Annotated in this window: 19 protein-coding genes and 1 pseudogene; 1 reads left to right on the top strand and 19 read right to left on the bottom strand. The window is 42.1% G+C overall.

All coding sequences use genetic code 11. The features are described from left to right. Positions 1-24: 24 nt before the first annotated feature. The 8 genes from ACYVLS_RS07795 to ACYVLS_RS07760 form a co-directional block, all read right to left on the bottom strand. Positions 25-1,767 (bottom strand): Na/Pi cotransporter family protein, encoded by a 1,743-nt coding sequence (locus ACYVLS_RS07795; protein ID WP_460323288.1) that lies wholly within the window; start codon positions 1,765-1,767, stop codon positions 25-27. A gap of 462 nt (positions 1,768-2,229) precedes the next feature. Further along, positions 2,230-3,210, bottom strand: coding sequence for an ABC transporter ATP-binding protein (locus ACYVLS_RS07790; RefSeq protein WP_460323285.1), 981 nt, complete (start codon positions 3,208-3,210; stop codon positions 2,230-2,232). Continuing rightward, positions 3,194-4,288, bottom strand: coding sequence for an ABC transporter ATP-binding protein (locus ACYVLS_RS07785; protein ID WP_460323282.1), 1,095 nt, complete (start codon positions 4,286-4,288; stop codon positions 3,194-3,196). The genes ACYVLS_RS07790 and ACYVLS_RS07785 overlap by 17 nt, the downstream gene beginning before the upstream one ends. A 93-nt stretch (positions 4,289-4,381) precedes the next feature. Further along, positions 4,382-6,073: an ABC transporter substrate-binding protein gene (locus ACYVLS_RS07780; protein WP_460323279.1), complete on the bottom strand. Its 1,692-nt coding sequence runs from the start codon at positions 6,071-6,073 to the stop codon at positions 4,382-4,384. A 115-nt stretch (positions 6,074-6,188) separates the two neighbouring features. Further along, the gene (locus tag ACYVLS_RS07775; RefSeq protein ID WP_460323277.1) at positions 6,189-7,142 is read right to left on the bottom strand and encodes an ABC transporter permease; all 954 of its coding nucleotides are present in this window, start codon (positions 7,140-7,142) and stop codon (positions 6,189-6,191) included. Positions 7,143-7,157: 15 nt separating this feature from the next. Beyond that, positions 7,158-8,108: an ABC transporter permease gene (locus tag ACYVLS_RS07770; protein ID WP_460323275.1), complete on the bottom strand. Its 951-nt coding sequence runs from the start codon at positions 8,106-8,108 to the stop codon at positions 7,158-7,160. A gap of 38 nt (positions 8,109-8,146) precedes the next feature. Continuing rightward, positions 8,147-9,334 (bottom strand): amidohydrolase, encoded by a 1,188-nt coding sequence (locus ACYVLS_RS07765; protein WP_460323272.1) that lies wholly within the window; start codon positions 9,332-9,334, stop codon positions 8,147-8,149. A gap of 18 nt (positions 9,335-9,352) precedes the next feature. Beyond that, complete coding sequence (locus ACYVLS_RS07760; RefSeq protein WP_460323270.1) at positions 9,353-10,579, bottom strand: M20 metallopeptidase family protein; 1,227 nt, start codon at positions 10,577-10,579, stop codon at positions 9,353-9,355. A gap of 434 nt (positions 10,580-11,013) precedes the next feature. On the opposite strand from ACYVLS_RS07760, the gene ACYVLS_RS07755 reads away from it, so the two are divergent. Further along, a complete protein-coding gene (locus tag ACYVLS_RS07755; RefSeq protein ID WP_460323268.1) occupies positions 11,014-11,379 on the top strand; it encodes a hypothetical protein in 366 nt (121 codons plus the stop codon). 295 nt (positions 11,380-11,674) lie between these two features. Here ACYVLS_RS07755 and ACYVLS_RS07750 read toward each other — a convergent pair whose 3' ends face one another. The 11 genes and pseudogenes from ACYVLS_RS07750 to ACYVLS_RS07700 all read right to left on the bottom strand — a co-directional run bounded on the left by ACYVLS_RS07750 (position 11,675) and on the right by ACYVLS_RS07700 (position 22,658). After that, a complete protein-coding gene (locus ACYVLS_RS07750) occupies positions 11,675-12,166 on the bottom strand; it encodes a metal-dependent hydrolase (protein WP_460323265.1) in 492 nt (163 codons plus the stop codon). Positions 12,167-12,257: 91 nt separating this feature from the next. Further along, positions 12,258-13,037 carry a Cof-type HAD-IIB family hydrolase gene (locus tag ACYVLS_RS07745; protein WP_460323263.1) on the bottom strand — a complete coding sequence of 260 codons (780 nt, stop codon included), beginning with the start codon at positions 13,035-13,037 and terminating at the stop codon, positions 12,258-12,260. Between the two features lie 193 nt (positions 13,038-13,230). Continuing rightward, a complete protein-coding gene (locus ACYVLS_RS07740; protein ID WP_460323261.1) occupies positions 13,231-13,773 on the bottom strand; it encodes a methyltransferase family protein in 543 nt (180 codons plus the stop codon). Positions 13,774-13,786: 13 nt separating this feature from the next. Beyond that, positions 13,787-15,157, bottom strand: coding sequence for an aldehyde dehydrogenase (locus tag ACYVLS_RS07735; protein WP_460323259.1), 1,371 nt, complete (start codon positions 15,155-15,157; stop codon positions 13,787-13,789). 479 nt (positions 15,158-15,636) lie between these two features. Beyond that, on the bottom strand, positions 15,637-15,966 hold the full coding sequence (locus ACYVLS_RS07730) for a hypothetical protein (protein WP_460323257.1): 330 nt from the start codon (positions 15,964-15,966) through the stop codon (positions 15,637-15,639). A gap of 108 nt (positions 15,967-16,074) precedes the next feature. After that, the gene (locus ACYVLS_RS07725) at positions 16,075-16,803 is read right to left on the bottom strand and encodes a PepSY domain-containing protein (RefSeq protein ID WP_460323254.1); all 729 of its coding nucleotides are present in this window, start codon (positions 16,801-16,803) and stop codon (positions 16,075-16,077) included. A gap of 218 nt (positions 16,804-17,021) precedes the next feature. Further along, positions 17,022-18,392, bottom strand: a complete 1,371-nt coding sequence (locus tag ACYVLS_RS07720; RefSeq protein WP_460323252.1) for a sensor histidine kinase — start codon at positions 18,390-18,392, stop codon at positions 17,022-17,024. Then, complete coding sequence (locus tag ACYVLS_RS07715) at positions 18,385-19,062, bottom strand: response regulator transcription factor (protein ID WP_460323249.1); 678 nt, start codon at positions 19,060-19,062, stop codon at positions 18,385-18,387. Before ACYVLS_RS07715 ends, ACYVLS_RS07720 begins: the two co-directional genes overlap by 8 nt. Positions 19,063-19,253: 191 nt before the next feature. Continuing rightward, positions 19,254-19,376 (bottom strand): annotated as a pseudogene (locus ACYVLS_RS07710) (ATP-binding protein); the annotation flags it as partial. A 249-nt stretch (positions 19,377-19,625) separates the two neighbouring features. After that, positions 19,626-21,926 carry a glycoside hydrolase family 65 protein gene (locus ACYVLS_RS07705; protein WP_460323247.1) on the bottom strand — a complete coding sequence of 767 codons (2,301 nt, stop codon included), beginning with the start codon at positions 21,924-21,926 and terminating at the stop codon, positions 19,626-19,628. Between the two features lie 18 nt (positions 21,927-21,944). Then, positions 21,945-22,658, bottom strand: a complete 714-nt coding sequence (locus ACYVLS_RS07700) for an MgtC/SapB family protein (protein WP_460323244.1) — start codon at positions 22,656-22,658, stop codon at positions 21,945-21,947. Between the last annotated feature and the right edge of the window lie 187 nt (positions 22,659-22,845).

Raw genomic sequence — 22,845 nt, 5'->3', positions numbered from 1 at the left:
ATCGGAGCTTTTTTAATTAGTCAATTAATTACCAGGAATTTCAATGCCGTCAGTCAGTTCTTTAGGCTGACCGTGTCTTGGCGTACGGTTCTGATGCTGGAATGGGTAGCGGATTCCCAGAGAGTGCTTCGCAATCTTAGCTGAGTGATCGGACATACGTTCCAGGTTGGATACGATATCTACAAATAGAATTCCGTCAGAAGGCAAACCGACACCTGAGTTCAGCCTGTCAATATACTTGATACGAATTTCGTTTTCAAGACGATTGACTTCCTTCTCGCGCTTGATTACACTTCCGGCAAGAGAGTAGCTGTCTTCTGTAAATGAACGGACAGCATCCTGAATGTTCTGTTCAACTAAATGGAACAGAGCAATAAGATCTTCGTCGTAGAAAATCTTTTCACTTTCCTTATCTTTTCCATTCTTACTGCCCTTAGATTGTTTTTTGTGGGCACGTACAGCTTCTTTAATGTTGTTAGTAATATTCTCACTGTGGTCACCAATACGTTCAAGGTACTTGGTGATGTCCATCATTTGAGAGTGTTCGGTTGAACTCTTGATTGGCAAATCTTCAACAGAAATCAGCATCAAGTATTCAGTCAAATGGGTGTCAATTTTGTTCACGACGTCTTCCAGTTGAAGGGTATTAGCCAAACTGATATCATCCTGATTCTTATAGTACTTGAACATCTCGCGGTATTCTTCGAGTACAAAATCGCCCATTTGATTAATTTCACGTTTAGCCTGATTTAAGGCAATGGTTGGAGAAGTCGTAATCAATGAGTAGTCCAGATGTGAGGCATCGTATTCAATCAGTGCGTCGTCTCCAGGAACAAGTTTTGTTACAAGGGCAGCCATCTGAGTGATGAACCACATTTGAACAAGAACGTTCACGACGTTAAACATTCCGTGAGCGAACGCAACTTGCATAGCAGGATTTAAGTTCAAAGCACTTGATATAGCAACTAACGCATTGGTAAACGGTGCGAATATCAGCAGAACAATTATGGTTCCGACCAGGTTAAAGATAACGTGGGAAGCAGACGAACGTTTAGCTGCGACACTCGCTCCAATGGCAGCGATAATTGCTGTAAAAGTCGTACCGATATTGCTTCCAAATAAAACGGCTAAAGCGCCTGAAAGTTCAATACTGCCTTGTCCATAAAGTTCCTGTACAATACCAATCGTAGCGGTCGAACTTTGCAAAATGAACGTTAAAATAGTTCCGCCAATAACACCTAAGATGGGACTGTCAGACAGGATAATCATAATTTCCCTGAACACTTCCAGGTCCCTGAGCGGCCGCATGGCATCACCCATCAAATTCAACCCATAAAAGATTGTTCCTATCCCGAAGAAAACCTGACCTAAGTTGTTTATAATCGGACGTTTGAAGAAGAACAACATGGCTGATCCGATAGCGATAATTGGCAAAGCATAGGCTCCAATGTTAAACCCGATGATGAATGCAGTAGCCGTGGTCCCTATATTGGCACCCATGATGACTCCAATTGCCTGTTTCAGTTTCATAAAGCCGGCACTAACGAGTCCGACAGTTAAAACGGTCGTTCCGGTACTGGTTTGAAAAAGAATCGTGACAAATATACCAGCCAGAATGGCTCTCAGTGGAGTAGATGTAAATTTATTTAGAATTTCACGTAAACTATCCCCTGCTGATTTTTGTAGTCCGTCTCCCATATACTTTAGACCGAATAAGAAAATCCCCAGTCCACCGAAAAATATAAATGCTATTTGCTGTGCATCCACACAAAAACCTCCATTTTATTAGTAAGTATAATCAAAGGAATTCACGAATGGACTGTCTGAATAAAACAGTTTCTACCTGTTGCCAATTCGCTATTTCCACTTCCTATCTTAAATCTTATACCGGACAAATTGAACAAGAAACTTGAAGATGAGAAAAATTTAATGTAACTGGCCGTTCGAAATTTTCACTATTCGATTAAAACCAAAGCGCGTTCCAAGATTTAATTATGTAAAAAACGTATGTTAAAAAGGTAAAATTTTCGTATCGTTCGTTTTATCGCATCATTTCAGAGTCTTGATGCGTTTACATTTTGTTTTGTCAAATCAGCTTCTCAGACCTTTTCTATTTACATTAAATTTACATACTGTTCACATTTCAGTAACACTTATATTTTTTTCATTTTTTCCAAATAAAAAACGGGTTTTCTCAAGCATTAACCAGCTTGGAAACCCGTTTATTTTTCAGGCATACTGCTTTACCTTTCGCAGTAATTTCTCGCGTTTTTTCTTATATAAAGCCACTTCGTCTTTATGACAATAGATTGAATGACCCGGCGCAATCTCGTGAAGTCTAACTTGACCTAAGTCATCATAATGATGGTATTTCGGATCGTACTCAGTACGGACACGACTCCGCTCCGTTTCTGGATCAGGTGTCGGAATAGCGGATAGAAGTGATTCTGTGTACGGATGCAGCGGTGCTTTATATAACTCATCTGCTTCACACACTTCAAGAACCCGTCCGTTGTTCATGACCCCTATCCGGTCACTGATGTATTTGACCATCGACAAGTCATGCGCAATAAATAAATACGTTAGCTTCTTGTTCTGCTTCAATTCTTTTAGTAAATTGACCACTTGTGCTTGTATGGATACATCCAGCGCTGAGATGGCTTCATCGGCAATAATAAAGTCAGGTTCCACCGCAAGTGCCCGGGCAATCCCGACGCGCTGGCACTGTCCTCCGGAAAATTCTTTCGGGTAACGGTTGGCAAATTCCTTGCTCAACCCTACCGATTCCAGCAGCTCATGGACTTTTTCGGTCCGTTCCTGACTGTCTTTAGACATTCCGTGGACTTTTAGCGCTCCTCCGATAATCTCTTTGACTGTCAGTCTCGGATTTAAAGAGGCATAGGGATCCTGAAATATCATCTGCATTGATTTGCGGAATTTAAGCAAATCACGACGTTTTTTTATTGTTGATATATCTTCTCCTTTATACAGAATCTGACCGCCGGTAATGTCTCCCAACTTAATCAGGGCGCGTCCCGTCGTCGATTTTCCGCTGCCTGATTCTCCTACAAGACCAAAGGTTTCCCCTTCATAGATGGAAAAACTGACATCCTTGACTGCACGTACTTCTGATTTCTTGCCTTCATTAAAGTACTGCTTCAATTCTTTGAATTCAACAATCGGTTTTCTTTCATCAACTGTGGCTGCCAATAGCTTCGCCTCCTACTCTAGTGGACTGACCCTTTCCCAAGTGCAGCATCTCAAATTTTTCTTTTCGTCTGAGGACTTCTTCCGGGGGGGTGACTGATGGTGCATCCGGGTGAAGAAGCCATGTTTTAGCGTAATGCGTATCAGAAACCTGAAATAATTCCGGCTCTTCATAAAAATCGATGGCCAAGGCGTACTCATTACGAGCTGCAAAAGCGTCGCCAGCAGGTGGATGAAGTAAGTTTGGTGGAGAACCGGGAATAGTATACAGGTTGGTCTCATCTACATCGAGAGTTGGCATTGACGCCAGCAGCCCCCAAGTATAGGGGTGCATAGGATTATAGAAAATTTCATCTGCAGTTCCCACTTCCACAATCTGACCGGCATACATAACAGCAACACGGTCCGCCATCTGAGCCACAACGCCCAAGTCATGTGTGATAAAGATAATGGAGGTGTCCAGTTCTTTTTTTAGTTTATTCATCAGATCCAGAATCTGTGCCTGGATGGTTACATCCAAAGCTGTTGTTGGTTCATCAGCAATCAGAATTTTAGGCTCACAGGCTAGAGCAATCGCAATCATAACACGCTGTCTCATACCGCCTGAAAACTGGTGCGGGTAACTTTTATAGGACTGTTTCGGATTATGAATCCCTACCAATTCCATCAGTTCGAGTGCACGTTCCCTTGCTTCTTCCTGAGTGCAGCCTTTGTGCGTCCGGACCGGCTCGGCTATCTGCTTCCCTACTTGCATCGTTGGGTTCAATGAGGTCATCGGATCCTGGAAAATCATGGCTATGTCATTTCCACGGATTTTCTGCATTTCTTTTTCGCTGCATTGTAGAATATCTTTTCCTTCAAACAGGATTTCCCCACTTTCAACCATTGTATTCTTTTTAGGCAGCAGCCGATTGATGGCTTTTGTGGACACCGATTTCCCACTTCCTGATTCACCTACAATTGCGAGCGTCTCACCTTTTTTCAAGGAAAATTCAACACCCCGTACAGCTTGTACAACTCCTTCAAATGTCTTGAAAGAAATTGCCAAATTTTTAACATCCAGAATTGTTTTGTCTTCCATTTCTTTCACCTCAATCTTTCCAGTTAATAGAGTAAAGAGACACACTGTAAATAATATATTTAAGTGTGTCTCTTTACAGCTACTGACTATTCATTAATCATTTGCATCCAGTGTCCATTCATGTAAGTCATGGAGTGAACCTGCCCAGTATTCGTTGATTCCCCCATTCAAGTAATCGACGCGAACACCAAACTGTGAATCAGAGTATAACGGTACAACTGGCATTTGTTCCTGCAAGTATTTCTGCAGTTCAGAATACGTTTCGAAACGCTCTTCATAGGTCGTTCCTGCCATTCCTTCTTCCAGAAGTCTATCAATTTCCGGATCAGAAATACCCATGTTATTTGATGCGCCACCAGTCTGTACATAGCTGGCAATATTAGGGTCAACTGTGTGTCCCCAACCCATTAGGCCAATATCGTAATCCAGGTCGTTGGCCATCGCTAACCATGTAGGGAAGTCATAAGTCTGCTGGTCGACTTCTACACCAATCTCTGTCAACCACTGTTCAATCAGGTCACCATTTTGCTCACGAATAGCATTACCTGTCGGTACAACGAACGTTAATGGTGTATCAAAGTCAAAGCCTGCATCTTCCAGCATTTCACGAGCCAAATCCGGATCATATTCAAGTGGTGTCACATCTTCGTCTTTATACGGACTAGCTGATGAGTAGGTAGAAGACAATACTTCCCCACGTCCACCCAGCAGGTTATCCACTGTCAATTCACGATTAAAGGCATGCGCAAAGGCTTGACGGACTTGCGGATCGTCAAAGCGTTCATTATTGATAATCATATACTGCCCATTAAAACTTGGATTCTCATCTACTACCAGACCATCGATATCTTCAAGTAGGGAAATATCCTGTACAGGTACCATTCCAATTCCGCCACCGGCTGTCATGTGAAGGTTGCCTGCCTGGAATTCTGTAATCAACGCAGTTCCGTTCATGACACGAGCATACACTGTTTCAATCTGAGGCGCCCCTTTGAAGTAATCCGGATTCGCTTCCAGGTGGACATAATTATCTGTGTCATATTCAACAAATTGATAGGCTCCACTGAAAACGGATGGCATTGTTGCTGCTTCAGAATTCGGAATATCTACAACGTCAATGTCCCCAAAGACGTGTTCCGGTGCAATCAGTACGTTGAAGCCCAGGAATTCAGACAAGTAGTTCAAGTCAACCGGATTTTTTGTCGTAATAGTCAACGTTTTATCATCCACCACTTCAACACCGGACAATTCATCGGAACCTTCTTCACGTACACCAGAAGAGTCAGCGCCTTGAATCATTGCCACACTGGTTCCTAAAGTTGTTTCAGCTTCCGGATCAGCAATCGTATTCAAAGTGAAAGCCACATCGTTTGCTGTGACAGGTTCGCCATCTGACCAGTTTGCATCGGCATTGACCGTTACGGTAAAGACCTGATTGTCATCTGTTTCGATGGTTGCCAGGCCCGGTTCGAAGCTGTCTGCTTCCGGCATAACCAGTAAGCTGTCATAGAAGAACCGCTGAATCCATGTACCTGCTACACCTGGTCTGTAAAATGGATTAAAGCTGTCCGGTGCATTGGTCAAACCAATCATCAATGTTGACGTGTCGCCTTCTTCCAGTTCCAGTCCATCTGCTGACGCTTCAGCATCATCGTCTTCATCTACATCCGCTGAAGCCGCATCATCATCTAAATCTGGTACATCCCCATTTCCACACGCTGCAAGTACAACCGTTGACGCAAACATTACCGTTCCGTATTTAAGTGCATTTTTCCATTTTGACATGATAATCTCCCCTTAGTAAGTAACCGATAAATCGATTCTTTGTCTGTTGATCATTCCTTTTAACTCTCTTTGACATTTTTTTCGAAAGTCATAGATGGGTCCCCCGACACACAATCTATGATTTTGTTTCTCCTTCAATCGCTTCTCTTAAGCCGTCTCCAATAAAGTTAATAGACAAAACAGCAATAAAGATCAGTATACCTGCCGGCACCCATCTCCATGGCTCAGCTGTTAGAACCCTCAGTGACTGTGCTTCAGCCAGAATGTTCCCCCAGCTGGGCTGTGGTTTCTGTACCCCAACACCCAGGAAACTGAGTGACGCTTCGGTTAGAATGGCTGTTGCAATTCCGAAGGTTGCGTTAACAAGTATTGGTGACAGGACGTTCGGTAATATATGAATAAATAAAATTCCGGGTGTTGAGTATCCTGTTGCAACTGCGGCCAGGACAAAATCCTGATCTTTCAGCTGCATGACCTGCCCTCTGACCAGCCGGCATAATGGCGGCCAGCTTAATGTACCGAGTACAATCGTCACAACCCAGATTCCTGATCCCAGAAGAGAGACCAGTGTCAGAATAACCATGAAGAATGGAAACGACATGAACGCTTCTGTAATTCTCATAATCAAGCTGTCAACAAAACCACCGAAGTAACCGGATATCAGTCCCAGAGTGGTCCCAATCAGGACGTAGACCAGAACGGAAAACAGTCCAACTATTATGGAAACGCGCGTCCCGTGAATCAGTCGCGTCAGAACATCTCGACCGATGTCATCTGTTCCCAGATAAAAATTATCATAAGGCGCTGCCTGAAACTGTCCCACTGAAGCATCTCGCGGATGCGGGGATATTTGATTGGCAAAGACAGCTGTTAATAGAAGAATGAGAAAGACTGTCAGACTGATGACAGCCACTTTATTCTTGAAAAAGCGTTTGGCTATGGTTTTGACATAACTGTCGCCATCCGTTGCCACCTGCTCCACTTCGTTACCCGGCAAGCTTTTCCGCTCTACCGCGTCAACGAGATGAAACAAGGCTTTTGAATTTCTTCCTCCGACATTTTCTGCCATTTGGCTCTCTCCTTTCTAATTGTATTTGATTCGTGGATCAACCACTGCATACATAATATCTACGAATAAGTTAGCAAACAAAACCACTACAGCAGACAGCATGGTAATCGCCATCAGCATCGGGTATTCTCTTTGTTGAATGGCCATGATGGTCAATCGACCTAAGCCCGGCCACTGGAAAATTTGTTCCGTTACAATCGCTCCACCAACCAGTCTCGGCAGATCTGTTCCAATAATGGTGATGACTGGAATCAGGGCATTTCTAATCCCGTGTTTCGTCAGAATGACTTCTGCCGCCAGCCCTTTAGCCGTAGCTGTCCGGATGTAATTTTCACCGTACACCTGAATCATCGTCGACCGCATGTAACGGGTCATATTGGCTATATAAAAAGCGGACAGAACCGTGACCGGTAGAACCAGATGATGAATGACGCTCAGAAAGCTGCTTTCTCCTCCCAGCTGTGACATCCCGCCTGTCGGGAACCAGCCCAGCTGTACTGAAAAGATATAAATGAGTCCTAACCCTAAGAAAAAGTTGGGAATGGATACACCAACGAACGCCCCGCCTGTCAAGAGGTTGTCAATCCAAGTGCCATGCTTCCGGGCACTTAATATGCCTAGCGGAATCGCGATAAGGTAGGAGACAAGGAGTGTTGATCCCATCAGAACAATTGTCGGTCCCACACGTGATAAAAGGATAGGGAGTACTGGGTAGCGCGTGGAATAGTTAATTCCTAAATCACCTTGCAGTGCTCTTCCCAGCCAGCGAATATACTGTACAGGATAAGGCTGGTCCAATCCCAGTGCGCGTCTCGTCGCTTCCACTTGAACCGGTGTTGCATCCGGCGTGATGTACAAATCTGTCGGATCGCCCGGTGCCAGATTCATCATGATAAAGGCACCGACTGATATCATAAGTAAAACGGGAATAGCTGTCAGCAACCGTTTGATAATGTATTTTTTCATCTCTTTCCCTTCTTTCTTTTGCTTAGTTCCGTTTCAGCTTAACCCTGTAAATAGGTCTGAATAATAGCTAGGAACACTTCTCCTGAACGAAGCAAGGAGCGTTCGTCTATCTCAAATTTAGGGTGGTGATGTGGATAGGCTTCTTTGTTATCTGGTGCCAGTGCACCGACTCTGAAAAAGGCGCCCGGTTTACTTTCCAGGAAATAAGCGAAATCTTCGCCGCCCATCGATTCTTTCACTTCAGCTACTTCCGAATCCGGAAAGACGGATAAGAAGGTTTCTTTTACTTTCTCAACCTCTGCTGGTGTGTTTTTAATCGACGGATACCCTTTTTTGTAATCAATCTCAACCGTTGCATCGTAGGCAGCTGCAATCATCTCACTCATCTGTTTAAGCTTGAATTCAACTTTCTGCTGGACTTCCTGATGCAGCGTGCGTACGGTTCCTTTAATCTCCGCACTATCGGCAATAATGTTGTACGCTTCCCCGCCGGCCTGAAAGCCTGCAAAGGTCAGAACAGCCGGTTTAACCGGATCGGTCATGCGGCTGACAATTTGCTGGAGCCCTGAAACTATTTGAGTTCCGACTGTCAGTGCATCATGTGTGTCATGCGGTGCCGCTCCGTGACCGCCTTTTCCTTGTATCTTCATCGTAAAGGAGTCGGAATTAGCTGAACCAAAGCTCACATTGTACAAGACTTGATTGAGTGGCTGAGTGGCCCCGAGATGTATACCGAAAACGTAATCGACCTCTTCAAGTGCACCGGCTTCTACCATTGATTTGGCCCCGCCTGGCAACAGCTCTTCTGCGTGCTGATGCAGCAGGACAATATTGCCGTGCAGTTCATCTTTATGTTGAGCCATGACTTTCGCTACGCTAAGAAGTGACGCAGTATGTCCATCATGTCCACAGGCATGCATGATGCCTTCTCTATTCGATTTAAAGGGCGAATCCACTTCTTCATTCACTCGCAACGCATCAAAGTCAGCGCGTAAGGCAATTGTTGGTCCCGGATACTGACCTTCTATTTTTCCGACGATGCCGTATCCATTTCCAACGTTTGTCTGTATGTCATCCACGCCAAATGATTTCAATTTTTCAATAATGTATTTAGCTGTTTCTTTTTCTTCAAAAGAAGGTTCCGGATGTGCGTGCAGGTGTCTGCGCCAGGCAACAGTGTCGCCGTAGTTCTTTTCCAGTTCTTCTTTCCATTGTGCAAATCCCATTTAAGCCCCTCCTTCTGTCTAATCTCTTACTGATTCGTGTGCTGCGGTCGGTTCAGTTACGCTTTCCAAAAGATAGTGCTCAACAATCGATGCAAAACACTGTCCACCTACCAGAAGCGCGCGTTCATCAAAATCGAATTTCGGATGATGATGAGGATAAACAATGCCTTTTTCTTCGTTGCCAGAATGGACAAAGAAGAATGAGCCAGGTTTCTCCTGTAAAAAGTAGGCGAAATCTTCGCCACCCATGCGCATTGGTATGGCTTCCACCGATACATCGGTCAGTTTCTCAGTGAAGAGCTGCTTGACCAGTTCCGTTTCTTCCTTGTGATTATATAAGGCCGGATAGCCGCGAACATAATTCACTTCGCTTGTCGCCCCATGCACCTGACAGATGCTTGCTGTCATTGAACTGATTTTTTCTTCTATTAAATTCCTGAGTTCCGGATCAAATGTCCGAACCGTTCCTTTTAAGACTGCTTTGTCTGCAATGACGTTATGTGCGCCCTCACCCGCCTGCAGTGTTGAAAAAGTCAGGACACCTGACTGAGTCGGGTCTTTCTGACGGCTGATGATGGACTGCAGCTGATTCACTACATACGAAGCCACAATCACAGCATCGACTGTCGAACTTGGATGAGCGGCATGTCCGCCTTTACCTTGAATGTTAATGGTGAAAAAGTCAGCTGCGGCCATCGCATATTCTGAACAGTATGACACGGTTCCAAATTCCAATGGCGATCTAAGATGTAAGCCGTAGACAGCATCCACATCATCCAGAACACCGGCGTCTACCATTGACTTGCCTCCACCCGGAAGGACTTCTTCCGCATGCTGGAAAATGAATTTTACGGAACCGGCAAGCTGGTCTTCGTGCTCCTTCAGTACTTTAGCTACGCTTAGTAACGTAGCAGTATGGCCATCATGACCACAGGCATGCATGACTCCAGGATTTTTCGAAGAAAATGATAAGCCTGTTTCTTCCTGAATACGCAAGGCGTCAAAGTCAGCGCGAAAAGCAATGGTCGGTCCATATTTCTTTCCTCTGGCATAGGTGACCAGTCCGCCACCGCCTACTTCCTGTTCAATATCCTCGTAACCAAATTCTTTTAATTTTTCATATATATAGCGTCTCGTATTCCATTCCTCAAAAGAAGGTTCTGGATTTTCATGCAAGTATCGTCTCCACTCAACCGTCTGCGGGAAGAGTTTTTCGAGTTCACTTGCTAGATTTATGTCTGTCATTGCCTTGTCACTCCTTAAGAGTTTTTTAATTTAAATGAGAAGTTTATCATTTTTCTTAACGTTTTTTAAAGTTTACCGGCGCACTAACCCTTTGTCAATCGGTGGCGAGGCAGTTTGTTATCATTGTTTTCTCATCTTTCTCTCCTTGAAAACTAAGAATCCTTTTTTTATAACGAGTGAAGCGTTTACAGAATGGTTGTGTCTAATTTGTGACAATTGGTTATATTTTTCTTGCACAGTGAATAATTTAAGTATATTCAGCTTGGTAAACTTACAAATAATAAGTGTCCGAAATTTGAACACTTGTTTTCATTCGTGTGACAGTGGAGTCTAACTCATTTACTATTTTGAATGCATCCTATACTATTAGATAAGAATAAAATATCTCGTCATTCTTCTATACAGTAATAGAACATGCGAGTCGAGGTGAACGAATGAAAAATTATGCTGATAACGATTATCTAAAATTTACACAATACGCTGAATCTATTGGCATGACTCCCGAAGAGTATGCAATAAGCCTCCATGAAAAAAATCAGAACCACAAAGCTGTCTTACTACAAAAAGGTCCCCAGTTTAAACTATTTGTGGAAGAATTCCATGCAGTACTGGATAAACTGGCTATCTATAAAGAATCCAGTGACAAAGGTCACTCTTTTGACGAGTACGAGCTGTTTAAAAAGACTACCCATTTGCTGTCTACTATTACAAGCGATCCAAAGCTTCTGGCACAGCTTTATTCACATTACCCCAACGGCATTGATGACGAACTGAACGAACTGAAATCCTTTCTCGTCTAATGAGAATACATAAAAGAGACTGGACTCCATAATCTGGAGTTCAGTCTCTTTTGTTTTATGGCTGTGCTTTTGGGTTAATCATACTTTAGGAATCAATAGGCTGATGAACAATGATTAACTGGCAGATAATCATTGTTCGTCAGCTTTTTTTACTGCGAAGAACGATTAACTCGGGATAATCGTTCTTCATTATTTTAAAAAGGTGTAAACGATGATTAACTAGTGGATAATCATCGTTCAATAGTTTCAAAAGATCTAAAAGAAGAGAGCTGACTAAGCCAGCTCTCTTTCCTCATTAAAGAATTTTGGACAAGTGGTAAAGGATGCCCCCACATGCCAGCAGAAAGATAATCGTTTCGGCCAGCTTCCCCGTTCTGTAGTACACTTTTTTAAAGCCAAACTGTATCCGTTTGTTATTAATAGGCTGAAGCCAGGCGACACCGGTTTTCGAAAAGGAGTCTTGAATCAGATGCGCGAAGTAGCCGACAATAAACCAGTCGGCCCATTCTGCCGGCAGCTGAAAAAAGGACAACAGGGCGCGCGCTGCCAATAAAAAGACAGCTGCTCCTGCAAACGAATGTGTCAGTCCCCTATGACCGAATACCATGCTTACGCCATGACTGACTCCTCCTGTGCGGTTACCGATGAATGACTTAGGGTGATCAATATCCGGAAACAAGGAACCCAGGCCCAAGGCAAATAAGTTGTCGACGCTTAAACTCCCCGACGAGGCCATAAGCGGCAGAACAGTGGCATAGGTCACCGCTACGTGTGTTTTATAAAGCATATATGGACTCCTCTGTTTAAAATACAATCTAATAAAGCATAAAGGAAGCTTTATTCAGATTTCAAAAATGCTTTTCATATAAATAGAGAGCTTAGTCTATCAGGTTAAAATGTCTTAGTCCTTCAATGACACCGCCGTCTGTATTAGCAGACGTGATATAATCCGCCAGCTCTTTCACTTCATCCAGACCATTTGCCATGGCTACGCTGTTATCAACCCATTCCAGCATCTCTTTGTCGTTCGCTCCGTCTCCGAAAGCATACAAAGGAATACCGCTAAGACCTGTAGAATCAAGTAAGGCATCGATGCCTTTTGCCTTATTATGTCCTTTTGAAATCGTATCGATACTGTAAGGGGTGTTGCGGTAGAAAGACAGGTTAGAAAATGCATCTGTAATTTCATGGTCTATAGATGAATCTTCATTAATTACCAGCATCATTAAAATCTCTTCATTCAAATCAAGAGAGTCATCAATAGCCGGTGGATCCTCATGGATAAAACCATAGGCTTTCTTAATCGTTTCATTGTGATAGGTCGCTCGAATCTTGTCTGCACTGTATAGAGACAGTGCCATATTCTTTTCGCTTGTCAGTTTCTTTAAGTCAGTGACGACCTCTTTTGGAATCACATTACGAAAGACTTCCTTGCCTTCATATTGAATGTACTGTCCATTAAGAGTAATAAAGGAGTCGATAACTGTATCTTCTACTATATGCTGGACTTCTATCGGGCTTCTGCCTGTCGCTATAAAAGGAACGGCTCCATTGTCCTTCAATTGTGCGAGAGCCTCTTTGACATCCTCATCCACTAAAGACTGGTCATTCAATAATGTTCCATCTAAATCAAAAAATACTAATGCTTTCGGTTTCATATCATTACTCCTCGTATTTAAAAATTATGCTGTTTCTTCTAATTTAATTGGCCGTCTTCCGTTCAAAACTAGATGAAAGGTCACCACCCATCTTTCCTATTATACATCAATTTTCCTTGCGTGCATCCAAAGAAAAAACTGAAGGTGCATGATAGTCTGCACGTTCAGCTTTAGTCCAATAAGAGTTGATTCATTAAATAATAAAAGGAAGCAGTTTATACCGTTCTTTCTTCCACTGAACATAACGGTCACCCATGACGTCTTCCATAAAGCTTTCTTCCTCATTCATCCGGCGATTAAGCACAACGTACATTAAGGCAACTGCAAGGACAAAGACTAGTAAGTTCCCCACAAACAAAGGGACAGCGGTAGCTAACAGAAACAGGCCGGTATACGATGGGTGTCTGACGTATTTGTATGGTCCGTGACTAATCAGTTCCTGATCTTTTGACACTTCCACATTCCTCGAAAAATTAGTGCCCAGCATAATCAGTGCCCAGAAACGGATAACCAGGCCTGACCCATAAATAACGAGCGCAACAGCCTGTAGCAACGGACTGTCTACTAAAAGAATGTTCTGCCAGGCCATTACAGCATTCACAATGATAATCGATAAAATCGCTGCGAGAATGACCCGAAACGACTTCTGTTTGGATTGTTCTTCTTTATTTAATGAAGGAAAGAAGATAAATTCTCCTATCCATAAAAGAGTAATAATGATAAACACTATTGTCACGTTTCCACTTCCTTTATTTCATGATTTTTTTCAGTAATTTCAATTTTCCTTTATACGGGGGGTACATTGCTTTAATATCAAAGCGCGTAGACTTTTCCATCATCGATTTTTTGTTTGAAAACGTAAGGAAGCTTTCCTTGCCGTGATAGGAGCCCATGCCGGAGTTACCCGTACCACCCAGGGGTAAGTGCGGAGACGTCACATGAGACAAGGTATCATTGATGCACCCGCCACCAAAAGCGTAGTGTTCGATGACTTCCTTCTGCAGCTCTTTGCTTTCTGAAAATAAATACAAAGCCAGCGGTCGCGGTTTGCTTCTAATCACCTTCAGTGTGTCATCAATACTCTTATAAGACAGCACCGGCAGAATCGGTCCAAAAATTTCCTCCTGCATTACCGCGTCCGACCAGGACACATCCATTAAGACAGTCGGTTCAATTTTCAACTTCTCACGGTCCGCGTGTCCCCCATGGAAAAGTTTTTTATCGTCAATCAAATGAATCAGTCGATCAAATTCTTTTTCATCAATAATTCTACCGTAGTCTGGACTGTGTAACGGATTGTCCCCGTAAAATTCTTTGATTTTAGATTTTACAGCAATCAGCAAATCTTCTTTCACGCTCTCATGAACATAAACATAATCCGGGGCAATGCAGGTCTGGCCGGTATTGTAAAATTTTCCCCAGACAATTCTGGCGGCAGCTTTTTGGATGTCTGCATCCTCATGAACAATTGTCGGACTCTTCCCGCCAAGTTCCAAGGTCACGGGAATGAGCTGCTTGGAAGCGGCCTCCATAATGACTTTCCCGACATGCGTGCTGCCTGTAAAGAAAATATAGTCAAAATCTGAGTGAATCAGTTCCGTGACAACTTCTTTTCCACCGCTGATGACATCTACATAACTAGGGTCAAATACTTCTTTTATTATGTCCTGCATAACGTGAGTGGTATGGGGTGTTTTTTCAGATGGTTTCAAGACACACGTGTTCCCTGCCGCAATGGCGCCAATTAAGGGTTCAATTACCAGCTGAAAGGGATAATTAAATGGCCCAATAATCAAGACCACGCCCCGCGGTTCATAGTGAACTTTACTTTTAGAAATCGGCATAAATAAAGGCGAACGCGCCCGCTTAGGTTTCGCCCAATTTTCAAGATTATTTATGGCATGATGCAGACTTTCCAGAATAAAGCCCACTTCTGAGCTGTAGGCTTCAAAGTAGGATTTACCTAAATCCAGATACAAAGCCTCAATGATGTCTTTTTCCTTCTGTCTGATCACCTGACCCAATCTTTTCAAGTGCTGTATGCGGTAAGCCACGCCTTTTGACTGATTGCTGTCAAAAAAAACGCGCTGCTTAGCAATGGTTTCCTGTATCACGGTCATAGTCATGCTCCTTTATTGTAAAATACCCTCAACTGTGTAAACAAAGCCACAATTAAGGGGTTTAAAGATAGGTTGTATGTATATGGTTTAAAGTAGTACATTAGTCATTTTAATCAGTGAAACACCATACATTTTATTATAACTTAGTTCGATTTGATAGTAAAAATTATTCTACTGGGTTTTTCTAGTATACGAAAATATGTGTTCAAATGACAAAAAGGCAGCGATACTGAAAACCAGTTCGTATGCACACCACCACTGCACACATAAAAAAGAAGCCTTGCACCGTTGTGAGATTGCTTTCACCTCAACGATAACAAGACTTCTTTCATCTTAGGGTATGGAGTTGAGGGGTCTCATCTGAATCCCTTCGCATCACCGTTTATAGTTATATAGTAATGGTTTTGGTAATGGTTTGTACTCAATTTTCACGCATACGCCTATGTTTTATTGAGACAACATTAATATTTTCATTCGTATCAAACAAACCTTAAATCTTTAGATTCTGTAGTTTTTATTCCTTTTGGTATTCCAAACATATCTTTTTCTCCAGTTAAATACTCCTGGAAAACTTCCTTAATAAATTGTTCTTTTTCGTTTTTTGGCTCTGTGTTTGTTAATACATCTTCCACCGCTTTTACATCCGCATGTTCGTCAGGATTAGTAACTATATGATAAGTATAACTATTGGAGGATCCACTACTCACACCAATCAAGTCATTTATTATTCTAAATACCCTGTCACTATTTAGACTTTGATTAATATACTCTCTATGGTCAAAATCGTCTCTTTCACTAATATATTTCACCACAGGCCTCACATTTAAAAACAGTCCCTACATTAAATTAATCAGCAGAAAAAAGAGGGTCCCATCCTGATGATGAGACCCTCTTTTCTTTTTGAAAGAAAAACTAATTTAACGTATTTCACCAGTATGAGCATCGACTTCCTGATCTTCGCCACCTTCGATGTCCACATCGTATACAGTAAACCCGTCTTCCAGCTCAAGATCCCATTCTTCAACGTACCCTGATCCTGCTGCTTCAAGGGCAATAGCCATCGCTTCCTGCGGACTGATTATGCCGTCCAGGTCAAGAATATCATCATGATCAGTGTCAGCTTCAGTTTCTTGAGACAAAATTTCTCCAGTCTGGGCATCGATTTCCATTTCATATTCGAATTCTCCGTCCCAGCCTTCAAAATCATAGACGTAACGCCCGTCGTCTCTTTCAAATTTAATTTCATCTATATTGGGACTGCCGAATTCATTATTAAAGATCTCGATGGCATCCTGGACACTGATTGGAAACTCGATGTTTTCGATTCCCGGACTGTCCGGATCGCTTACCTGCGCATCAGAAGCATCGGTTGAGTCATCCGTAACCCCTGTGTCATCTGCATCTTCCGTTCCTTCTTCACTAGTACTGTCATCTATCACAGTCGTGTCTTCTTCTGCTGTACCCTCTTCGGCACCTTCATCTACTGTTGTGTCTCCAGCATCATCCATCTCTGTTTCTTCTGTGGTTTCTGGTTGGACAGGTGTTGTTCCCAATGAGTCATTTGCGCCGTCATCACCACAGGCAGCCATCAACGCTACGGATGATAACGATACTAGCATTAGCTTCATTTGTTTTGTCATGTTCATTTTGAATCTCTCCCTTTTTTAAATAAGTTTCCTTCAACTTTACCGCTACCTTCGCCTCATTAATTCATAAGACACAAGCTCCTTTCGTTTGCCCTCATTCAACTAACTTTCTTATTTATAGTCATTAGTTTAGGCTCTGAAGATTAAACGAACATTAAAGCTGAAAGTTTTTTAAAAAAGTTTTTGAAATCTGTCATCTATGGAAATTCGGACGGAATTTATTCCAGTCTGGCTCTTTTGGGCAGGACAAATGTAAATGTGCTGCCTTTTGATAGTGCGCTTTCCAGAGAAATCGTTCCTTTGTGTGATTCGATGATCCATTTGACCATGGCCAGTCCCAGACCGATGCCACCTTCTTTTTCAGATGTTCTTGCCGTATCGACCTGATAAAAACGTGTCCAGATTTTACTTTGATCGGATTCGCTGATGCCGATCCCATTGTCTCTAATGACACCCTCGATTTGATTCCCCGTTTCCCTTAATTGTACAAAGACATACCCGTCTTGCTTGCCGTATTTTATTGCATTGGCAATCAGATTAATCAGCATGCTCATAATCATCGTTTCATCAGCCTGAAGAATAAGATCGGGTTCAATTTCCTGATGAATCGTAATATTCTTTTTATCCGCCAGTATTTTCTGTTCTTCAATGACCACTTCTGTCAACGCACTCATGTTCACCTCTTCGATTGTCAGTGGCTGGGTTTTCCGGTCTGAACGGGAAAGAAACAATAACTGGGCAATCAGCCGGGACATCTTCTGAGACTGCCCCATGATGACTTTCAGGGCACCTAATAACTCCTGCTCACTTTCTGCACTTTCCAGAGCATACTCGCATTGAGAAATAATGACTGCGATCGGTGTCCGCAATTCATGTGATACATCAGAAGTGAACTGTTTTTCTGTCTCAAAAGAACTTTCCAGTCGGTCAAACATACGGTCAAAGGTACTGGCTAACGTGTAGATCTCATCTTTTCCTTTGCCCAGATTGATGCGTCTGGATAATTCATTTCCATCTGTAATCGATTCAGCGGAATCCGTAATTTTTCTCACCGGCGAGAAGGCTTTTCTCGTAATAAAATACCCACCGACTATGGCAATGATGACCATAAAAGGCAGGATGATCAGCGAGACATTGACCATGGTCTGGATAGTCGACTCAGCCTCGGAAAATGAAGCAATTCCCCGTATCCATGCATTCCCGTACCCGTCAATATAAATCAGGCGGTCATACACTGCCCATCCTCTGCCTGCGATCGACACCGTCTGAATTTCCCCTGCGGAAAACGCCACATTGTAAGTGAAATTCGGTGCCGTATTTCCATCTATAAAATGACCGTCCATTGTATAAAAAGAAAGGTAAACCCCCTCTTCAATCATCCAGTTCTCCTCTTCCACCTCAAAATCGCCCTCATCATACCCTATTTTCTGAAGACTGTCCTCAACCACCTCAAACAGCCGGCTTTCTATAGAAGACGTCAGAACTGTATTCCCCACATAGAAAATAACAGCCAGCACTAAACCGATAACGGATATCATCAGCAAGGCATACCAGAGAGTGACTTTTGCTTTAATCGATAGTTTAGTCATGGTCTTCCCTCATGACATATCCCATTCCTCTGACTGTGTGAATCAGTTTTCGGGGAGCGTCTTTGTCGATCTTGACCCTTAAATAACGGATGTAGACATCTACAATATTCGACCCGCCAACATAATCGTAATTCCAGATATGCTGCTCGATCTTATCCCGTGAAAGCACAATACCCTGATTATGCATCATGTATTCTAAAATGGCGTACTCTTTACTCGACAGAATAATCGCCTTTTCTCCTCTTTTAACGGTCTTCTTATCTGTATCCAGGACCAGATCAGCTAACGTCATAGTATTGCTCGTCTGCCCGGTATGTCTTCTCAAAAGAACCCGAATACGCGCCAGCAGTTCATCAAAAGCAAAGGGCTTGATGAGGTAATCATCCGCTCCTGAATCCAGCCCCTTCACGCGGTCTTCCGTGGAATCTTTGGCAGTCAGCATAATGACCGGCGTCTCTCTCTTCTGTGAACGGATTCTCTTCATCAATTCGATCCCGTCTATTTTAGGTAGCATGATATCCAGAATAATCGCATCATACTCCGTGAACTCAATGTAATCCCAGGCTTCTTCCCCATCAAAACACTGATCCACACCATAATGTTCTTTTTTCAACCGTTTGGCAATAATCTCATTCAACTCAGGTTCATCTTCAACTAATAGTAAGCGCATTTGTTCTCCCTCCATAACCCGTTATCTATTTCATTATACTATCACACGCTGATTAATTTAGGATTAAAAGAACGAGACTCATCCTTAAAATTCAGTTTTTATGTCTGCTCATATGTCAAGGACAGTATAAAATTGTAGGTTTATGACAGAATAAAAATGTAGGTTTTTGACAGTCTAATTTAGAAGTCCATTTATATTTTCCCTTTCATACGATATGATTTTCCAGTAATCTTGAAGACTTTAACATGGTGAACCAGGCGATCAAGAATGGCGGCGGCTATTTCAGAATTCTGAAATAGCTCCCCCCATCGAGATTGACTGTTTATTCTATTGAAAAAATCATACTAGATATGATTAGAAATATTGAACTCTTTGATCTTTTGAAGTGGTAGAGATAGTAAAGCAAATATAGTAAAAATTATATGTTACCATTGAATTATTAGATATAAATATTTATATTTGTACATAGTAAAAGACTTTTTTAGATGGTCAGATAATTGCTATTAAGGAAAATAAAGCACCCGCTAATCATATGAAATCAGCGGGTACTCTCATCTATAAATCTATTTCAATTCTCTCACTTCATCAAAATGCTTAATCTCAAGCGATTCGCCCTCAAGAAGCGTATACTGCGTATCTCCTTCAGTCATCTCCACTCTTATGTGGCGGTTTTTAAACTGAATGCTGAAGCGCAAAGCCTGCCATTCTTTCGGCAAGCGGGGTTTAAATGTCAGCTGATTATCTACAACTGACATGCCGGCAAAGCCTGTAACGATACTCATCCAGGTGCCGCCCATATTCGCTGCATGGACGCCGTCTTTTGTATTGCTTTGCATGTCGTTTAAGTCCATCAGCGCCGTATCCATGAAGTAGCTGTAGGCTTTGTCCATTCGGTCCAAAGCACTAGCCGCAATGCCGAAAATGGATCGGGACAATGAGGAGTCATGAGTAGTAACCCCTTCATAATAATCATAGTCCCGTGCCCGCTGTTCCAGAGAAAAGACTTCCGGAAAGACAATTTGCGCTAGAACAGTATCCGCCTGCTTATTAACCTGATGTTTGTAAATAGTCATCGGGTGATAATGTAAGAGCAGTGGGTGGTTTTCTTCAGGCGTATTTTCAAAGTCCCAGACCTTCTTACTAAAGAAGGAATCGTCCTGCATCGATAGCTGACGCTCTTCTTCATATGGGAAGAACATTGTGTCGGCCGCTTCTTTCCAGTCTTCTAATTCCGATTCCGAAAAGCCGATTGAATCCAATACATCTTTCGCTTCTTTCACATCGTCTTCCAGAGCTTCTTCAATCCACTCAGCTGCAAGCAACAGATTCTTCTGAGCAATTAAGTTCGTGTAGTAATTATTGTTGACCAAAGCAGTGTACTCATCCGGGCCAGTAACTTCATTCAGGACAAAAGCGCCCTGTTTCGTCTCATCAAAATGACCCCAATTATAATAAAAACGTGCTGTTTCACTGACAATTTCCAGGCCCTTGTTCCATTTAAATTCTGCATCATCAGTAGCCTGCACATACTCATCAACCGCATGCGCAATATCGCCATTGATATGAATCTGAGCTGTTCCGGCTGGGTAATACGGACTCGCTTCTTCCCCGTTTATTGTTCGCCAGGCAAAAAGCGCGCCAGTTTGAATCGCCATTTCACGAGCACGGTCACGGGCCTGTTCCAAAATAGTATAGCGGTAAGATAATAGTGACTTGGCCACGTCAGGCTGCGTGTAAATGAAAAATGGCAGCATATACATTTCCGTATCCCAGAAATAATGCCCTTCATAGCCTTCACCGGTCAGTCCTTTAGCCGACATATTGCGCTTGCCGTCACGAGCAGCTGCCTGATTTAAATGGAACAAGTTGAAACGCAATCCTAACTGAAGCTGATCGTCTCCGTCAATTTCAATGTCTGACTGTTTCCAGAATTCAGCCATGTCTTCTAAGTGCTGAGCTTTCACTTTTTCAAAACCTAAATCACGCACAGTCTGCATCTGATTATGAAGATGCTTCAACACTTTTTCAGCATCATCTCCTGAAGAAAACTGATTACTGTAAGCAGTAAACTGTTCAAATGTAACTATGTCGCCTTCTTTAATTGATCCCTCGAAACTAACTGACTGATTTTCAGCATTCCGCTGTAATTGTTCAGAATATGTGGATACAAAAGACCCTACCCACAGCGACAAGTCTGAAGCTTTCGTTTGAATCTGGACATAAGTGGAGTCATCTTTCGATTCTCTGTTTTCTATAGTAAAACGACGCTCTTTTTGTGCTTTAACACGCGGATCGTTGTCATCTTCAGCAGTCTGTTTTCCTAGTGTATCAAGTTCGTCCAGTTCAAAGGACACTTTAATTGGCACTTCCGATTCGACGGCTTTTATAGTCAGCGACTGGGCCACTATTTCTGGATAGCGGTAAGAAACTAGCCGCTCAAACCGTCCTTCAATGACCTCACCACTTGGTGCTTCCCACTTAAAAGCACGCGTCAGCAAGCCTTCTTTTAAATTCAGCTGGCGCGAGTGCTCCAACACCTTTCCCTCTTCCAATGTAAAAGGCGTACCATTCACTTCAATGACCACGTGCTTGCCGTGCGGTACAGGTATGACGGTCTGGTGATTTTTCGCATAACCGTAAGCCCACTCGCCATACTGGATCGGCTCACTGTCATAGTAGCCATTGACTAGTGTCGCTTCACTATGCCCATAATCAGACACCAAATGACTTTCTTCCAGACTACCGCGTGTTCCCACATGACCGTTCGAGAGAGAAAATAACGTTTCATTATTAATTATAGACTCTTTTCTTATTGAGTTATCTATTAATTTCCAACAAAAATCTTCGATATTTATTTTTACCATTCCAATCTCCCTATATAGTTAACTGTCTTGTATATTATTTATTGTAGTAACATAAATAATATTTGGATTCTCTTCAAGACTATTTAGAAATTTTGTTACGTAAGCATTTTTTTTTGATTTCATTGTTACATAATCCTCATAAGTTTTTTCTTCAGTTTCCTCTATAGAAAAGGATTTTCTAATCGCTACTATTGAGATATTATTCTCATTGTTGTAGTTTTCATAAGTATTTTCAATTGAATCTTTATTCTTATACTTAATACAAAATTGATATGAACGATTAAAGCTAAATATTTTTTTTATTAGTCTTAAGACTATTAATATGATTAGAGTACTAAAAATTGATAGAAAGTAATTACCCATACCGATAGCAATACCTATACTGGCTACCGCCCATATAGAAGCAGCTGTAGTTAGTCCACTGATATGTTTTTTACTTACTATTATAGTGCCTGCACCAAGAAAACCTATGCCATTAACAACTTGCGCTGTTAACCTAGTTATATCAGTCGATAGTACAGCGCCAAATTCTGGATTTATGTCTATAATATTAATAATCGTATTACTGGCTTCAATTTGAATTATTGTAATTATAGTTGCTCCAATACTAACAAGCGTATGTGTCCTCATTCCCGCATCTCTACCTTTTAATTCTCTTTCATAGCCTATCAAGCTACCAATAATAGTAGATAAAATAATTCGAGTAATTATTATTTCATAATTAATAGCCACTATTTACATCCTTTACAAATTTAGTTCTCACAACTTCAAGAACTTCCTAAAACTATAAGTTCCTGAATAATTCATAGCTCTATAATTTAAGCTGGTTTCTTGAATAAATTAATCGTTCTTGGAAAAATTGGGAATTTTTCTACAAAATAGTGCGTTCTCGAAGTAGATTTTAACTAAATGAACCTTC

It is taken from the genome of Alkalibacterium psychrotolerans, from assembly GCF_054784355.1.
This window is presented reverse-complemented; position numbering and strand designations above follow the sequence as displayed.

What these genes read in the sequence shown, in the direction of transcription:
- ACYVLS_RS07725 (WP_460323254.1), bottom strand. Translation starts at nt 16,803, where the DNA reads ATGAACATGACAAAACAAATGAAGCTAATGCTAGTATCGTTATCATCC.
- ACYVLS_RS07765 (WP_460323272.1), bottom strand. Translation starts at nt 9,334, where the DNA reads ATGGGATTTGCACAATGGAAAGAAGAACTGGAAAAGAACTACGGCGAC.
- ACYVLS_RS07715 (WP_460323249.1), bottom strand. Translation starts at nt 19,062, where the DNA reads ATGCGCTTACTATTAGTTGAAGATGAACCTGAGTTGAATGAGATTATT.
- ACYVLS_RS07745 (WP_460323263.1), bottom strand. Translation starts at nt 13,037, where the DNA reads ATGAAACCGAAAGCATTAGTATTTTTTGATTTAGATGGAACATTATTG.
- ACYVLS_RS07750 (WP_460323265.1), bottom strand. Translation starts at nt 12,166, where the DNA reads ATGCTTTATAAAACACACGTAGCGGTGACCTATGCCACTGTTCTGCCG.
- ACYVLS_RS07785 (WP_460323282.1), bottom strand. Translation starts at nt 4,288, where the DNA reads ATGGAAGACAAAACAATTCTGGATGTTAAAAATTTGGCAATTTCTTTC.
- ACYVLS_RS07780 (WP_460323279.1), bottom strand. Translation starts at nt 6,073, where the DNA reads ATGTCAAAATGGAAAAATGCACTTAAATACGGAACGGTAATGTTTGCG.
- ACYVLS_RS07770 (WP_460323275.1), bottom strand. Translation starts at nt 8,108, where the DNA reads ATGAAAAAATACATTATCAAACGGTTGCTGACAGCTATTCCCGTTTTA.
- ACYVLS_RS07775 (WP_460323277.1), bottom strand. Translation starts at nt 7,142, where the DNA reads ATGGCAGAAAATGTCGGAGGAAGAAATTCAAAAGCCTTGTTTCATCTC.
- ACYVLS_RS07705 (WP_460323247.1), bottom strand. Translation starts at nt 21,926, where the DNA reads ATGGTAAAAATAAATATCGAAGATTTTTGTTGGAAATTAATAGATAAC.
- ACYVLS_RS07760 (WP_460323270.1), bottom strand. Translation starts at nt 10,579, where the DNA reads ATGACAGACATAAATCTAGCAAGTGAACTCGAAAAACTCTTCCCGCAG.
- ACYVLS_RS07720 (WP_460323252.1), bottom strand. Translation starts at nt 18,392, where the DNA reads ATGACTAAACTATCGATTAAAGCAAAAGTCACTCTCTGGTATGCCTTG.
- ACYVLS_RS07735 (WP_460323259.1), bottom strand. Translation starts at nt 15,157, where the DNA reads ATGACCGTGATACAGGAAACCATTGCTAAGCAGCGCGTTTTTTTTGAC.
- ACYVLS_RS07755 (WP_460323268.1), top strand. Translation starts at nt 11,014, where the DNA reads ATGAAAAATTATGCTGATAACGATTATCTAAAATTTACACAATACGCT.